A 15,254-nucleotide genomic window follows, 5' to 3' on the forward strand; every position below is an offset into this window, starting at 1 on the left:
CGCAATGACGTCTCAAGCAAAAAAGAGCATCACGTGGCAAAGGGTGAGCGCGGCTTTACCCTGATCGAATTGCTGGTGGTGGTTGCCATTATCGGCCTCGGGGTAACGGCTGTAATCTTCGCGCTGCCGGGTAATGATCGCACGCTCTATGCCGATGCCGACCGCTTTGCGGCGCGGGTTGCGGCGGCGCGTGATCTGGCCGTTGTCGGTGGTCAGCCGGTGGCGCTGTGGGTCAGCCCTTCGGGCTATGGCTTTGAGCAACGGATCGAGGGCCAATGGCAACCGATGAGCGCGCGCGGCATTGACCGCGCCGACTGGCGCGATGGCACTATGGCCATGCTGGGTGATGACGGGATGCAACGGCTTGCCTTTGATAATAACGGCCTGCCCAATGAAGGGATTGTGGTCGAGCTGCGCAATGGTGAAACCGCAGCGGCGATCAGCGTCAATGATCTGGGGGAGGTCAGTGTTGACCGATGACATCGCGACCCTGATTCTGCTGCCCTTGCCGCCATCCGCAGAGGACAGCGCACGCCGCTTCGCATGGTGGAAATGTGTTGCAGGCAAATGCGTGCAACAGGGTGAGGGCGATGATGTGCGCGATGCTGCAGGCCTGTCGCCCGAGCATGATGCTCCGACCATCATATTGCTTTTGCCTGCCGATATCTGCGTCGTTCGCAGCCACCAGATGGCCGATATGACTGCGCCACAGGCTCTGGTCGCGGCGCGCATGGCGGCGCTGGACAACAGCATCACCGACAATAGTGATCTGCATGTTGGAGCGGCTCTCACCGAGCATGTTGCAGCCGATGATGCCGATGAAAGTGCATTGGACCAGCGCGCGCATCATGTCGCAACCGCCATTGTCGCTCGCGCAGAGTTGCAGGCCTTGCTGGATGATTGTCGGGCCATGGATTGCGATCCTGACCATATCGTTCCTGCCGCTTTGATCATGCCGCTACAGGGTGAAGCAGCTTTGCGTTTCGGCCTTGGTCCATATGCCTTTTTGCGTACCCCCGATCTGGCTACAGAGGATGATCCGGCGCTGCGCGATATGCTGATCGGCGAAACCGATTGCATCGACATCTCCGATGACGAAGTGGTTGCCGCGCTTGGCGGTCTTTCGGCGCGATCGCTACCCGATCTGCGTCAGGGTGATTTCGCCAAGAAAAAAGAAAGCGCGGCGATGGAACCGCGCCAGAAGCAGTTGCTTTTCGGCCTGGTTGCAGCGCTGATCATAGTCACTCTACTGATCCCGACTCTGCGCATGTGGCGCTATCAGTCCGCTACCGAGACTATGACCAGCGAAACCATAGCCAAGGCTAAACCGCTGCTTCCTACAGTTACCGACCTCAACAGCGCCGAGCAGCAGGTCGATGCCGCCTTGCTGGCGCGGGGTGCGGGCGCGCGGATATTTACCGCGCCGACGGCGGCGCTGTTTTCGCTGATGCAGAAGGTGGACAATATCACGATACGCGATCTTGGTTATCGCGCTGACGGGACGCTGACCGCTGTCGTTGCAGCGCCTGACAATGCGACGATGAACCAGCTTCTCCTGCCGCTGCAGGAGCAAGGCTATGTTATCACCGCAACCCAGCGCGCCGAGGCGGGCGGGGCCTCGGTCATTGATCTGACGGTGCGCGGATAATGGCGGGGTTGCGTGACTGGTGGGCCGGGCTGTCGCAGCGCGAGCAGATTCTGATCGGGGTATTGGCCTTTTTGCTCGCGGCGGTGGCGCTTTTCTATGGCGTGGTGCGCCCCTTATGGGTCGGCAGTTGGGATGCGGAAACGCAATATCGCCAGACGGCGCTGCGAGCCACCGGGGTGCAGGCGCGGCTCGATATGCTGGCCAAGGCACCGCCGGCCAAAGCGCCGCCGACATCCGGGCCGCTCTCCACCTTGATCGGTGCCGATGCTGCAGAGCGCGGCTTCGCGCTGGAAAGCAATGTCGCCGCTGGCAATGATATGACCACCATTGCGCTCACCGGCGCTAACCCCACCGCGTTTATGCAATGGCTGCTAGCGCTGGAGGAGCAGGGCGTGGTGGTGCAACAGCTTTCCATGCAACCGGTGGCGCAGGGCAATGTCGCCGTGCGCGCTGATCTGATGCGGGTGCAGCCGCAATAGCGGTGCTGGCTTGGATGCCCCTTCTATGATCCGCTCGCTTGTCCTCTTTGCGGTGTTGGCTGGACTTGTGTTGCTGGTCGTCTTTCTACCAATGCGACTGGCGCTTGACTGGAGCGGCCTGGGCGAACGTGGTCTGGCGGCACGACGGGTTGAGGGCAGCGTCTGGTCCGGCACGCTTTATGATGCACGTTTTGGTGCGGTGCCGCTCGGTACATTAGAGGCCGGACTGCAACCCGCGTCGCTATTGGGCACGCCGATGGTAGCGGTGCGCCGCGCCGAGGCCAGCGCGACCGGACAGGATTTCTCCGCCAGTCTCGGCGGAGGCACCGGCAAGCTGGTGGTCGAAGCGGCCAATGGCGATGTGCCACTTGATCAGATTGCCGGCGACCTGCCGATCGCGGCGGCGCGGCTCAACAATGTCGCACTGCAATTGGACGATGGCCGCTGCCAATCTGCCTCGGGCGAGGTCCAGCTTATCCTGAGCAGCTGGCTTGGTCGTTTCGCAGCCCAAAATGGCCTGCGTGGCAAGCTGCAATGCGATGGTGATGCGGTTGCTCTGACCACAGCAGGCCAGTCGGGCCTGGAAAAGCTGAGCTTTCGTGTCGAACCGGATGGCCGCTACCGTGCTGAACTGACGATCCAAGGGTTGAGTAGGGAACTCGGCCTTGGCCTGCGTGCAATGGGCTTCAAGGCATCCGGCAACAGGCTGGTGCTGAGTACTGAAGGTGTTTTGCGGTGATGGAAATTACTCCCCTCCTCCTTTAGGGGAGGGGCAGTGAGACTTAGTGAGCGTAGCGAACTTAGTCGCAGCGGGGTGGGGGATATCCACTTGCGCTGTGACTTTTGAACGCCCCCACCCCAACCCCTCCCCTGAAGGGGAGGGGCTAAAAAGAAAAGAGGATGAAACATGCCCCAGAACAGCACCCCCATCATTATCGGCGTTGGCCAGACCATGCATCGTTGGGATGGCAGCGATGTCAGCGCCGCGCCATCGCCACAGGGGTTGATGGCAGAAGCGGCGCAGCTGGCGCTGGCTGATACAGGTGCAGCGGATGCGGTGCGTGAGGCTGTCGATGTGCTCACGGCGGTGCGGATATTTCCTGACTCCATGCCGGGTGACAATCACCCCTTCGGCAAATGCGCCTCTTTGCCGCATGCCGTCGCTGCGCGATGCGGTGTTACGCTCAAGCACGCCATCTATAGCGAGGCGGGCGGTAATGTGCCGCAGGCGCTGGTCAATGAATTTGCCGACAAGCTGTTTCAGGGTGAAGCGAAGGCCGTCATCCTCACCGGCGCCGAAGCCATTGCTGCGACCAAGACGGCATTGCGCAATGGTATCACGCTGGACTGGTCCGATGACCATGATGGCGAGACCGAAGATCGCGGCTGGGGTGCCATGCTGCTCGACGGTTTTGAGATTGCCAATGGGCTGGGCTTTCCGCCGATCACCTATCCGCATTTCGAACATGCTTTGCGGCATCGCCATGGCCGCACTCGGGCGGAGCATATGCAGGCGATGTCGGAGCTTTGGGCCGGTTTCGCCAACGTCGCCGAAACGCATCCGCAAAGCCAGTTCGGGCGCGCGTTTGATGCCGAATTTCTGGCGACACAATCGGCAGAGAATTATCCGATCGCCGATCCCTATCTCAAATGGCATGTAGCGCAGGATGCGGTCAATCAGAGTGCGGCAGTGGTGATGACCACGGTCGGCGAGGCAAATCGGCTCGGCATTGATCCGGCGAAGTGGGTGTATCTTCATGGGCATGCCCAGGCGACCGATTATCTTGTCACCGAGCGACCCGATCTGTCGCGCTCGGAAGCAATGGCGGCGGCGCTCGATGTCGCGCTGGATCGTGCCGAACTGGAACCGGATGCTGTCGCCCATTATGATCTTTACAGTTGTTTCCCCTGTGCGGTGAGCATCGCCGCCGAGGCTCTGGGCCTCGATACGCAGCAACGCCAGCCCACTATTACCGGCGGCCTGCCTTTCTTTGGTGGGGCGGGGAATAACTATTCGATGCACGCCATTGTCACCATGGTGGAGAAACTGCGCGATCATCGCGACAGCTATGGTCTGGTGCTCGCCAATGGTGGTTTTCTGAGCAAAGAAGCGGTGGGCGTTTATTCGGCACAGCCGGTTGAGCAATGGACGGTCTATGAAGACAATCCTGCTCAGGAGCGGGTTAATGCCCAGCCCAAAACGGCGCGTGTCAGCGAAAGTGGAACCGCCACCATTGAAAGCTACACCATCAGCTACAAAAAGGGGCAGCCCGTGCGCGCTGTTGTGATCGCGCGCATGGCTGAGGCGCGAGTGCTGGCCTCGACACCGCGCGATGATCGCGCGGATGGCGTATTTGCAGCTCTGGCGGACCAGCAGCATGAACCTTTGGGGCGCACTGCGACCATAGAGAGCGATGGCCAGACCAACTATGTGGTTCAAGTGGATTAAGGCAAACGCGCCGGGAGTCATTGTCCCGTCGCAATCGCTGCCTAAAGCCTGTCGCGGCAGATGAATCGCATCTTGGGAGAGAATGCATATGAACGGGATAATCGATCGGCGCTTTATTCTGAAAGCGGGTACAATGGGCCTGGGCGCGCTGGCGCTCCCAGGCATTGGCTCCGGCATTGCACGTGCGTTCGAGAATATGACCGGCTTTACCCATGGCGTTGCCAGCGGTGAGCCGAGTGCCTCGTCTGTGCTTCTGTGGACGCGCTATGTTGGCACCAGTGATTCCAAGCTCGATATCGAACTGTCCACAAGCCCGGACTTCACTGAAGCGCGGCAGGCTGGCACAGCCATGGCAAGCGCCGAGCGTGACTTTACCGCAAAGTCGGTAGTCAGTGGTCTGGAGCCCAATAGCTGGTATTTTTATCGTTTTGTCGCTCCCGATGGCAGTAAATCGGTCATAGGCCGCACTCGGACACTGCCGGTCGGCGATGTCTCCCGCTTCGCACTGGGTGTTTTCTCCTGCTCCAACCTGCCTTTCGGCCATTTCAATGCCTATGCCCATGCCGCAGCGCGCAACGATCTCGATCTGATGCTGCATCTTGGCGATTATATTTATGAATATGCTATCGGCACCTATCCTTCGGTGGAGCAGGCTCTACCCGGGCGCATATTGCAGCCCGATACCGAGATATTGACGCTGGCTGATTACCGGCTACGCTATGCCGCCTATCGCACCGATCCTGACCTCCAGCGTCTGCATCAGGCTTATCCTATGCTGGCGATGTGGGATGATCACGAGATCACCAATGATAGCTGGAAAAATGGTGCGCAGAACCATCAGCCGGACGAGGGCGATTATCAGACGCGCCGCCGCATTGCCGAGCGTGTCTATCGTGAATGGATGCCAGTGCGTGACTTGAATGATGGCGGCGATCTTTGGTCGTCTTATGACATTGGCCAGCTTGCCACCATCATTATGACCGAGAGCCGACTGGCCGGGCGCGATCAGCAGGTGGAGCTGGCCAGCGCCTTTAAGGGCGAGGGCGATATTGCGGCCAGACTCAAAACCTTCCGCGACGATGTATGGATGGACCCGAACCGCTCTGTGTTGGGCGAGAAGCAAAGTAAGTGGCTAGGCAAGGAATTTGCCAGATCTAAAGGCGGTGACACTGTTTGGCAGGTCTGGGGCCAGCAATGCGTTATGGGTTCGCTCAAATCGCCGCCCGAGACGGCTAACTGGATACCCGATAATGCCCCGGATTATGTCCGCACCCGTGCCTTGGGTGGCGTGATGGCAGCACAGGCGGGGTTACCGTTCAATATGGACAGTTGGGATGGCTATCCGGTGGCCCGCGCGGCGCATCTCAGCGCCGCTATGGAAGCAGATTCAGACCTTATCGTGCTGTCGGGTGACAGCCATAATGGCTGGGCTTTTGATCTTGATGTTGAGGGCCGTCCAGCGGGTGTCGAATTTGCGACGCATAGTGTGTCGTCACCCGGTTTTGAGGCTTATACCAAGGGCGTTGCACCCAATGACGTCAGCAACGCCTTGGTGCGTGCCAATGACCAGTTGAAATGGGCCGATACCAACCATCGTGGTTATATGACAGTGACGCTGAGCCCCGAAAGTGCCGAGGCGGAATGGCTTGGGCTTGATACCATAAGAGAGCGCTCGACCAAGATGACCATGACGCAGAAGCACCGCGTCATGGCCGGAGCGAAAACAATCAGCGCCTAATGTTTGGAACCCGGCACCTAGGCGGTGCCGGGCAGCGCTGCCTCCGGGTCAAGCCCTTGCACAAGAATGCTGTTGGCGGTGCTTGCCGCCACGCGATGTTTGGCAATCTCTTGATATTCGGGTGATGTCATCCAAGCCATGGCTTGCCCCTTGGAGGGGAATTCGATCAGTACCGACCGGGTGGCGGTAAACTCTCCATCGAGCACCATGGGTTCCTCATCGACGCTGAGCATGGTGCCATCAAATTTCTCGAACACCTCCATGAAACCGTCCTGATAACGATTATAACGATCACGGTCATGGATAGTGAGATGAGCGATGACATACACACTCATGCCTAGATGTCCTTGTGCGGCAACAGGAGATACTTCGTGCCCGTTGCCTTGGCGAAATAGCGCTGGGCCACATCCGCTTGCAGCGCCTCGACCATAGAAATCTCGTCGGTATAGCTGCTGGCAAAAGTGGTGGTCAGCTCATCGGCTACCCGGCCACGCAGACGAGCGGCGACTTCCATCCCGGCTTTGGCCAGGAAATTGGGCAGCAGGAACGCACCAATGCCCCAGGCAAAGCCATAGTTGCGGCTTAGAGTCGTCGGGCTAACGTCCAGACCGCCATAGATATAGACCTGTTTGTGCGTGGTGGAGCCGTAAATGCTGTACTCGCTCGGTGTGCGCGCTGCAGCCATTTCCATTGCGGTCAAGATATCGGAAGCCAATGTGCCGCCGCCCGTGGCATCAAAGGCGAGCGTTGCCGCGGTTTCGTGTACCGCATCGGTGAGCTGCGCCATAAAGTCGTCATCCGAGGAATTGACGACATATTTCGCGCCCATGCCTTTGAGCAGATCAACCTGTTCCTGTTTGCGGACGATATTGACCAGATCAACACCATCCGCCTGACAAATGCGATTGAGCATCTGGCCAAGATTGGAGGCGGCGGCGGTATGGACGAGCGCCTTATGGCCCTCCATTTTCATAACCTCGACCATCGATAGCGCGGTCAGTGGATTGACGAAGCTGGAGGCACCATCCTTGGCACTGTGCTCGTCTTTCAACGGCAGCGCCATCATCGACGGGACACAGCGATATTGGCCATACATGCCGCCGCCCATAATCGCGACGGTCTTGCCGATCAGGCTTTGCGAATAGTCATCATCGCCTGCAGCGACAACCGTACCCGCGCCCTCATTGCCGATGGCGAGACGCTGGTCGAGCCTTGCTTTCATAACCGCCATGCCTTGAGGCGGAACCGGCATGGAAAGCACACTCGACGTGCCTTCGCCTTCGGTCGTTGCTCCGCTGATATTGGCCCAGCCGAACATCACACCCAGGTCTGACGGATTGATCGGCGTCGCTTCGACCCGCACCACAATCTCGCCGGTTTTGGGCGCTGGCATGGCTTCCTCGGACATATCCATGGTCAGCGTGCCATTGGCGTGCAAGGTGGAGTGCATTTTCAGATAGGTGGAAGGGAGTGTCATCGGCGTCCTCTCTTTGTCGATTATGTCTTGTTGATGGCCGCTACGCTGGCTGTTTTGGTTGCAATTGGCAACGGGAATCTTGCGATTGTCGCTCGGTAAAATTGCACCTCTCTGTTGCGGATCACTGGCGCAGCGCGGGGTTTCGTGGCAAACTGAAAGAAAAACGGAGGAGAGAATGCATATTGAACCCGCTTCCGGGGCCGTAGGTGCGGTGGTCCAGGATATTGATGTCCGCACCATCGACGATAATGATTTCGCCAAGCTGCATCAGGCTTTTGCCGATCATGGCGCGCTGTTTATTCGCGACCAGCATCTTGAACCAGAGGACCATATCGCCTTTGCCGAGCGCTGGGGCGCTATCAATATCAACCGCTTTTTTGCCGCAGTGCCCGAGCATCCGCAAATCGCCCAAGTGCTGAAAGAGCCCGATCAGACGGTGAATATCGGCGGCGGCTGGCATACTGATCATAGCTATGATGAAGTCCCAGCCATGGGATCGATCCTTTATGCGCTGGAAACCCCGCCCAGCGGCGGCGACACATTGTTCGCCGGTATGGCGGCTGCTTATGATGCGCTTGATGATGAGATGAAGGAAAAGCTGGACGGGCTCGAGGCATTTCACAGCAACGCACATATCTTTGGCGAGGACTCAGAGTACGCCAAGGAGATTGGCGACCGTTTCGGCAACGCGAAAAGGGCGGTGCAGGAGGCTGTGCATCCCGTTGTGCTGCCGCACCCGGTGACGGGGCGCAAAGGGCTCTATGTCAATCCCGCCTTCACCATCCGCATACTCGGCATGGATGAGCAGGAAAGCGCTGATCTGCTGATGCAGCTCTATGCGCATATCATGCAGGAGCAGTTCCACTTTCGTTTCCACTGGGAGCCGGGATCCTTGGCGATGTGGGACAATCGCTCGACCTGGCATTATGCGATGAATGACTATCATGGGCATCGGCGGCTGATGCATCGGATCACGGTAGAAGGCGTGCCGCTGCATTAAACCGTCTTTTCTCGTCATTGCGAGGAGCGAAGCGACGCGGCAATCCAGAGCCAAGTGCGTGCTGCTCTGGATTGCTTCGCTACGCTCGCAATGACGAAGTTGGTATCGCGGTCAATTGTCATCTAAGAGCTAGAGTGGCTTGATTATCCGCTGACTGCACGCAACATTGTGCGGGTGCTTGATCTCGATCCTCCCTTACCCCAAGCCATAACCCAATGGTTTTCGGAACGCGGTTGGTCGCCGCGGCGGCACCAGCTGGAGATGGTCGATGTGGCGCGGCAGGGGCGCCATGCGTTGCTGGTGGCGTCCACCGGTGCGGGCAAGACCTTGGCCGGATTTCTGCCCTCGCTGGCGGAGCTGATCGAGACGCCTGTCCATGACGGCCTACACACCCTCTACGTCTCGCCGCTCAAAGCATTGGCCCATGATATTCAGCGCAACCTTACCATGCCGGTTGAGGAAATGGGCCTTGATATCCGTGTCGAGGCACGCAGCGGGGATACGCCTTCGGATCGCAAAAAACGCCAGCGCGAAAAGCCGCCGCAGATATTGCTGACGACGCCGGAATCGCTGAGCCTTTTGCTGAGCTATCCCGAGAGTGCGACGCTGTTTGCCAGCCTCAAACGCGTGATCGTTGATGAGGTCCATGCTTTTGCCACCGGTAAGCGCGGCGATCTGCTGGCATTATCGCTGGCGCGGTTGCGTACCCTTGCGCCAGACGCACAGCGCGTCGCCCTGTCCGCTACCGTGGCCGATCCCGATGGCTATCGCGCCTGGCTTGCGCCGCATGGTGATCTGGACAGTGTGGCGCTGGTTGAAGGTGAGGCGGGCGCCGATCCCGACCTCGATATCATGCTGCCTGAGGGCCGGGTGCCCTGGTCGGGCCATAGCGGCCATTATGCCATTCCGCAGGTCTTGGAAGAAATCACCCGCAACCGCACCACCATCGTCTTTTGCAATACGCGCTTTCTCGCAGAGTTTATCTTTCAGCGGCTTTGGGAGTTGAATGAGGACGCGCTACCCATTGGCTTGCACCATGGCTCGCTCTCGGTTGAGGCGCGGCGTAAGGTGGAAGGCGCGATGGCGCGTGGCGAATTGCGCGCTCTGGTGGCGACCGCCAGCCTCGATCTTGGCGTTGATTGGGGCGATGTCGATTGCGTCATCCAGATGGGTGCGCCCAAAGGCTCCTCGCGCCTGTTGCAACGTATCGGCCGCGCCAATCACCGGCTTGATGAACCGAGCAAGGCGGTATTGGTCCCGGGGAACCGCTTCGAATATCTCGAAGCCCAAGCCGCCTATGATGCGGTGGATGCGGGTCAGCGTGATGGCGAAGGCTTTCGCCCCGGCGGGCTCGATGTGCTGGCGCAGCATGTGATGGCAGTGGCCTGTGCCGGTCCGTTTCATGAGGAGGCCTTGCGCGATGAGGTGCGCTCGGCGCTGCCTTATTCTGGCTATGATGATGACGCCTTTGCCCGGGTGCTGAGCTTTGTGGAAAATGGCGGCTATGCGCTGCGTGCCTATGACAAGTTCAAGCGGCTACGGCGCGATAAGGATGGCGTCTGGCATCTGGCGCATCCGCGTTTCGCGGCGCAGCATCGGCTCAATGCGGGCACGATTGTCGATGTGCCAATGCTGGAAGTGCGGTTCAAAAATGGCCGCAAACTGGGCAAAGTCGAAGAGATGTTCGCCGCGCAACTGTCGCCGGGCGATACGTTTTTCTTTGCCGGTATGAGCCTCGAGGTCGAGCAGATCAAAGATCTCGACCTGATCGTCCGTGCCAGCAAGAACGCGGCGCAGATCCCCAGCTATATGGGCGCGCGGATGCCGCTGACCACGCATCTTGCTGATCGGGTGCGCGGGCTGCTGACCGACCGCACCGGCTGGGTGCGCTTCCCCGATGATGTGCGCGAATGGCTGGAGATGCAGGATTGGCGCTCAACCTTGCCCGAGCCGGGACAGCTATTGGTTGAGACCTTCCCGCACCGCCAGCGCCATTATATGGTGTGCTACCCCTTTGAAGGCTGGAACGCGCATCAATCGCTCGGCATGCTTATTACCCGCCGGATGGAGGATAAGGGCCTGCAGCCTTTGGGCTTTGTTGCCAATGATTATGCGCTGGCGGTCTATGGGCTGCAGCCGATCCGCGATCCGGGGGCGCTGTTTTCCGCAGATATCCTCACAGATGAATTCATCCAATGGGTCGAGAGCAGCTATTTGCTCAAACGCGCCTTTCGTGAGGTGGCGGTGATATCCGGTCTGGTAGAGCGTCAGCATCCGGGCAAACGCAAAACCGGTAAACAGGTGACCTTCTCGACCGACCTGATCTTCGATGTATTAGCCAAATATGAGCCCGATCATGTGCTGATGCAGGCGGCATGGGCCGATGCACGCGCGAAGATGACCGATGTCGGGAGGCTGGGTGACTTGCTCGATCGGGCGCAGGAGACGATCCTGCATATCGACCTTGACCGGGTGACGCCCATGGCGGTGCCGGTGCTGACGATGATCGGGCGTGAATCTGTGGCGCAGGGCGCGGCGGATGATGCTCTGCTGCTGGAGGCGGAAACACTGGCGGCAACCGCGATGCGTGGGGATGTACCAGAATAAGCCCCTCCTCTTCAGAGGAGGGGTTGGGGTGGTGGAGTCACTGGGCGCAAAGCGTGCCGCAGCACCACCCCGCTGCGACTAAACTCGCTGACGCTCATTAAGTCTCACTGCCCCTCCTCTAAAGAGGAGGGGAGGATCAGCGTTCATTGCGGTAGCGCAAATATTGCCGTTTTGGCGTATCTGAGGTAATGTCGGGACAATAGGAGCAGGACGTGAACAATAAAATATATGCCCTCGGCATGGCTCTATTGCTTGCCGGGAATAGCGCGGCACCGGTGCAGGAACAGGTGCAGAGCAATCAATCCGAAACTTCTGTGCCGAGCGATATCGACATTGTCGAAATAGAGATCGACCCGGTCTATCGCATGACCGTGCCGGTGCAGATTGATGGTGCGGGCCCCTATGATTTTCTGATCGATACCGGTTCGGAACGCACCGTGGTCTCAACCGATCTGGCCGGGAAGCTCGAGCTGGAATTTGTCGAACAGGCATTGTTGCAGAGCATTGCGGGCAGCAAGGTAGTGGATACCGCCTATGTTCCCGATTTGACGCTGGGCGACCAGAATTATGGCGGCGTTATTGCGCCATTGCTGCTGACGGAAGATATTGGTGCTGACGGCATTTTGGGTCTTGATGGCTTGCAAAACCAGCGCATTTTGTTTGATTTTCGCCGCGAGGTTATAGAGATTGAGGACATCGCCGACGCATCCAACAAGGGCTATGAGATAGTCGTTACAGGACGGCGCAAATCGGGCCAGCTGATCCTCACCAATGCCATGATTTCGGGTATTGATGTCACCGTGGTGATCGATACCGGGGCGCAATCGAGCATTGGCAATCGCGCTTTGCAAAGACGGCTGAGCGGTAAACGTGCCAAAGGTACAGATACTCAGTCGGAGTTACATGCGGTTACCGGCCATACGATTATGGCAGATTCCGGCATCGCAAAGGATTTCCGTATCGGTCGCGCGCAGTTCTCGCATATCGGCATTGCCTTTGCTGATGCGTTGCCGTTCAAGACGCTTGGTCTGGAGAACAAGCCGGCGCTGTTTCTGGGCATGTCGGTGCTCAGGAAATTTGATCGGGTGGCGATTGATTTCCGCAAACGCAGGGTTTTGTTCGACCTCCCACGCAATGCACGGCCGACACGGGATCGTCGCTTTCGGTCTTAAGCAGCAAGCGGGAACAGCGTTACTACATCACCCGGTGCCCAGGGTTTTTCCTTTTGCATGGCCGTGGCAAACAGGTCACTGGCAAGATGGCCCGCCAGCCACGCATGTATATGGGGCAAAGGCAGGACATCAAACCAGCCACGATCATGATTGGCGAATTGCCGCACAAAGGGGAAGATGGCGATATCCGCCATGCTCCGTTTTGCGCCGAATAGCTGGCTCTCGCCCGGTTGCAACTCATGACTGGCAAGTTGCGCTTCGAGCCGCTCAATAAAGGTCATCGCTTCGGCGCGATGCTCTATAGGATCAGCATTGTCATAGCGGGTGAAATATTTGTAGCGGTCGAGATGGTGTTTGAACGGCCCGTCATTGGCAGCGATCAAAGCATTGCGGGCGTCGCCATCGCCAGCGGAGAGCCACCCCTCCGGATCATTTTGCTCCAGCGCCCAGTGCATCACTGCCAGACTTTCCTCCAGCACATTGCCGTCATCCAGCACCACCACAGGGACCGTCGCCTTGGGTGAGGCGGCAACCATCGCTTCGGGCTTGGCCTTAAGGCTGACCTCGCGCAATTCGGCAGTGATGCCCGCAATCACCAAGGCCATCCGTCCGCGCATGGCATAGGGACAGCGGCGGAAACTGTAGAGAATGGGCAGGGCCCCGCTCATTCCTCGCCCGATCCCAATACTTCCCAAAGGTCATCAACAGGCTCGTTTTTCTGCTTCTGCTCCATTTCTTGCGCCAGATGCTGCGCATTGCGCCGTTCTGCCAATTCCATCTGCTTTTGCCGCTCGCGATAGCGGGCTTTTTGTTCTTCGGTCCGGCTATGCGCGCAATATTGGCATTGCTCGCCCTCGACATAATCGGGGTGTTTCAATTCATCAGGTGTTAGCGGTCGGCGGCAAGCGCGGCAGAGCGTATGCTCTCCCTGTTTTAGGCCGTGAGTCACGCTGACCCGCTCATCAAAAACGAAGCAGGAACCGTCAAACTGGCTCTCTGCTTCAGGCACATTTTCGAGATACTTCAATATCCCGCCCTTAAGGTGCACCACATCGTCAAAGCCCTGTTGGCGGACATAGGCGGTGGCCTTTTCGCATCTTATGCCGCCGGTGCAGAACATGGCGATGCGCGGGGCGTTGTCCTGCTCGCGCAGCTTTTGGGCAAAATCGTCAAACCATTGCGGAAAATCGCGAAAGCTGTGCGTATCCGGGTTAATCGCGCCGTCAAAACTGCCAATGGCGACCTCATAGGTGTTGCGGGTATCGATCACTATAGTATCCGGGTCGGCAATCGCAGCGTTCCATTCGGTTGGTGCGATATATTCGCCCTTGTCATGTGCCGCATCTACGCCGTCGACGCCCATGGTGACAATCTCGGATTTGAGCCGTACCTTCATCCGCAGAAACGGCGCTTCCTCGGCATATGAGTATTTCACTTCTAATCCCTCAAAGCCGGGATACTCACGGATATGCGCAATAACCGTTTCTACCGCTTCGTCATCGCCAGCAATGGTTCCGTTTACGCCTTCATCGGCGATCAGCACCGTTCCCTTCACGCCTTGCTCGACGCAAACCGTCTGCAGCGCCTGCTGCATCGCCTCGCGGTCGGCGACCGGGGCAAAATGATAGAGAGCGGCAACGCAATAAGGAGCGGGAGTTTTGGACATGCGCCGCCCTATATAGGCAGATGCGGCGCATATCCAGTCATGCGATCAGCTTTCAGTCCTGACGCTGTTGCACCAGCAGCAGTTCCAGCCGCCGCATCTCGCGCAATATGCGGTTGCTCTGCATCACTGGCATCAGCGACATTTTCAGCACCGCAGCCAATATTGCCAGCGTCACCGCAGGCAGACCCCAGCGCAATTGGGTGACGGTATCTTCGGCATTGAAAAATGCGATCCCCATCCAGACTGCGATAAGGAACATGGCCGCCTGTACCACCAGAACCACCCAGTTGACCCAGCTATTCTGGCCCTGCAGCATACCAAAAGCCTGCGCAAAATAGCCCGGTTCATGCCGCAGCTCTTCCATCAGCGCTTGTTCCTCACGGGTCAGCGTCTCGCTGATCATCGTATCAAACTGATTCATTTTCAGTCTCCTTTACATTGTCATCTTGCATAAATGTCTTCAACTGGTTGCGCGCATGCATCAGCCGGGTTTTGACGGTGCCTTCTGCCAGTTCCAGCGCCACCGCGATTTCGGCAACGCGAAATCCCTCACGGTAGAACAGCGTCAGCACGGCCTGATGCTCGGGCGTAAGCCGACCAATGGCACGGCCCAGATCAATATGGGCATCGGTTGTTGCACGCGGGTCATGGGCTGTCGTTTCTTGAGCAATGTCTGCATCACTATGACGGGCTTGTTTCGCCAAGGTTTTGACACAGCGGCGATGCACAATGCGAAAAGCCCATACGGCAAAGGCGCGATCATCTTTCAGCCTGGACAGACCGCGATATATGTCGACCCAGGCGGATTGTACCGCATCGCGGGCGGTCTCGTTGTCGCCGGTGCGACGGGCAGCAAAGCCCAGAAATCGCGGTTGCCAATAGCGATAAAGCTTGTCCCAACCTTCTTTCGCGCCAAGCCGCGCGTCCGCTACCAGCAGATTCTGCATCGCATGGCGCAGATTGGGGTGCGTGCGGTCCGGCATTTTCCCTCCTTGATTGACGTTAGTATAGAGAAGAG

General features: G+C 58.3%; 15 protein-coding genes. 9 read left to right on the forward strand and 6 right to left on the reverse strand.

Features of this window, described 5'->3' with window-relative positions:
• Window positions 1-33: 33 nt before the first annotated feature.
• The 6 genes from RB602_RS03770 to RB602_RS03795 all read left to right on the forward strand — a co-directional run bounded on the left by RB602_RS03770 (window position 34) and on the right by RB602_RS03795 (window position 6,314).
• On the forward strand, window positions 34-480 hold the full coding sequence (locus tag RB602_RS03770) for a GspH/FimT family pseudopilin (RefSeq protein WP_317083084.1): 447 nt from the start codon (window positions 34-36) through the stop codon (window positions 478-480).
• Window positions 470-1,648, forward strand: a complete 1,179-nt coding sequence (gene gspL, locus RB602_RS03775; RefSeq protein ID WP_317083086.1) for a type II secretion system protein GspL — start codon at window positions 470-472, stop codon at window positions 1,646-1,648. Before RB602_RS03770 ends, gspL begins: the two co-directional genes overlap by 11 nt.
• Entirely contained in the window at window positions 1,648-2,127 is a 480-nt protein-coding gene (gspM, locus tag RB602_RS03780) for a type II secretion system protein GspM (RefSeq protein WP_317083088.1), read from the forward strand. Before gspL ends, gspM begins: the two co-directional genes overlap by 1 nt.
• Before the next feature lie 25 nt (window positions 2,128-2,152).
• Entirely contained in the window at window positions 2,153-2,866 is a 714-nt protein-coding gene (gene gspN / locus RB602_RS03785) for a type II secretion system protein N (protein ID WP_317083090.1), read from the forward strand.
• A gap of 168 nt (window positions 2,867-3,034) precedes the next feature.
• A complete protein-coding gene (locus RB602_RS03790) occupies window positions 3,035-4,576 on the forward strand; it encodes a hypothetical protein (protein ID WP_317083092.1) in 1,542 nt (513 codons plus the stop codon).
• 88 nt (window positions 4,577-4,664) lie between these two features.
• The gene (locus RB602_RS03795; protein WP_317083094.1) at window positions 4,665-6,314 is read left to right on the forward strand and encodes an alkaline phosphatase D family protein; all 1,650 of its coding nucleotides are present in this window, start codon (window positions 4,665-4,667) and stop codon (window positions 6,312-6,314) included.
• A 17-nt stretch (window positions 6,315-6,331) separates the two neighbouring features.
• On the opposite strand, the gene RB602_RS03800 is transcribed toward RB602_RS03795, so the two are convergent.
• Both RB602_RS03800 and RB602_RS03805 read right to left on the reverse strand, forming a co-directional pair.
• Window positions 6,332-6,649: a DUF1330 domain-containing protein gene (locus tag RB602_RS03800; RefSeq protein ID WP_317083096.1), complete on the reverse strand. Its 318-nt coding sequence runs from the start codon at window positions 6,647-6,649 to the stop codon at window positions 6,332-6,334.
• A 2-nt stretch (window positions 6,650-6,651) separates the two neighbouring features.
• Window positions 6,652-7,791 (reverse strand): zinc-binding dehydrogenase, encoded by a 1,140-nt coding sequence (locus RB602_RS03805; protein ID WP_317083098.1) that lies wholly within the window; start codon window positions 7,789-7,791, stop codon window positions 6,652-6,654.
• Window positions 7,792-7,966: 175 nt separating this feature from the next.
• Between RB602_RS03805 and RB602_RS03810 the strand changes: the two genes are divergently transcribed.
• From RB602_RS03810 to RB602_RS03820, 3 genes are all read left to right on the forward strand, one after another.
• A complete protein-coding gene (locus RB602_RS03810; RefSeq protein WP_317083099.1) occupies window positions 7,967-8,791 on the forward strand; it encodes a TauD/TfdA dioxygenase family protein in 825 nt (274 codons plus the stop codon).
• A gap of 165 nt (window positions 8,792-8,956) precedes the next feature.
• A complete protein-coding gene (locus tag RB602_RS03815) occupies window positions 8,957-11,398 on the forward strand; it encodes a ligase-associated DNA damage response DEXH box helicase (RefSeq protein ID WP_406568405.1) in 2,442 nt (813 codons plus the stop codon).
• Window positions 11,399-11,610: 212 nt separating this feature from the next.
• A complete protein-coding gene (locus RB602_RS03820; protein WP_317083102.1) occupies window positions 11,611-12,570 on the forward strand; it encodes an aspartyl protease family protein in 960 nt (319 codons plus the stop codon).
• Here the strand turns inward: RB602_RS03820 and RB602_RS03825 are convergent.
• Genes RB602_RS03825 through RB602_RS03840 form a run of 4 tightly spaced genes read right to left on the reverse strand, consistent with a single transcriptional unit; the run spans window position 12,567 to window position 15,219 of the window.
• On the reverse strand, window positions 12,567-13,238 hold the full coding sequence (locus RB602_RS03825; protein WP_317083104.1) for a glutathione S-transferase: 672 nt from the start codon (window positions 13,236-13,238) through the stop codon (window positions 12,567-12,569). The two genes, RB602_RS03820 and RB602_RS03825, sit on opposite strands and share 4 nt — an antisense overlap.
• Window positions 13,235-14,236 carry an oxygen-dependent tRNA uridine(34) hydroxylase TrhO gene (gene trhO, locus RB602_RS03830; RefSeq protein WP_317083106.1) on the reverse strand — a complete coding sequence of 334 codons (1,002 nt, stop codon included), beginning with the start codon at window positions 14,234-14,236 and terminating at the stop codon, window positions 13,235-13,237. Before trhO ends, RB602_RS03825 begins: the two co-directional genes overlap by 4 nt.
• Window positions 14,237-14,288: 52 nt before the next feature.
• A complete protein-coding gene (locus RB602_RS03835; protein ID WP_317083108.1) occupies window positions 14,289-14,657 on the reverse strand; it encodes a DUF6768 family protein in 369 nt (122 codons plus the stop codon).
• A complete protein-coding gene (locus RB602_RS03840; RefSeq protein WP_317083109.1) occupies window positions 14,644-15,219 on the reverse strand; it encodes an RNA polymerase sigma factor in 576 nt (191 codons plus the stop codon). The genes RB602_RS03835 and RB602_RS03840 overlap by 14 nt, the downstream gene beginning before the upstream one ends.
• Between the last annotated feature and the right edge of the window lie 35 nt (window positions 15,220-15,254).

The organism is Parasphingorhabdus sp. SCSIO 66989, assembly GCF_032852305.1.
Classification (GTDB): Bacteria; Pseudomonadota; Alphaproteobacteria; order Sphingomonadales; family Sphingomonadaceae; genus Alterisphingorhabdus; species Alterisphingorhabdus coralli.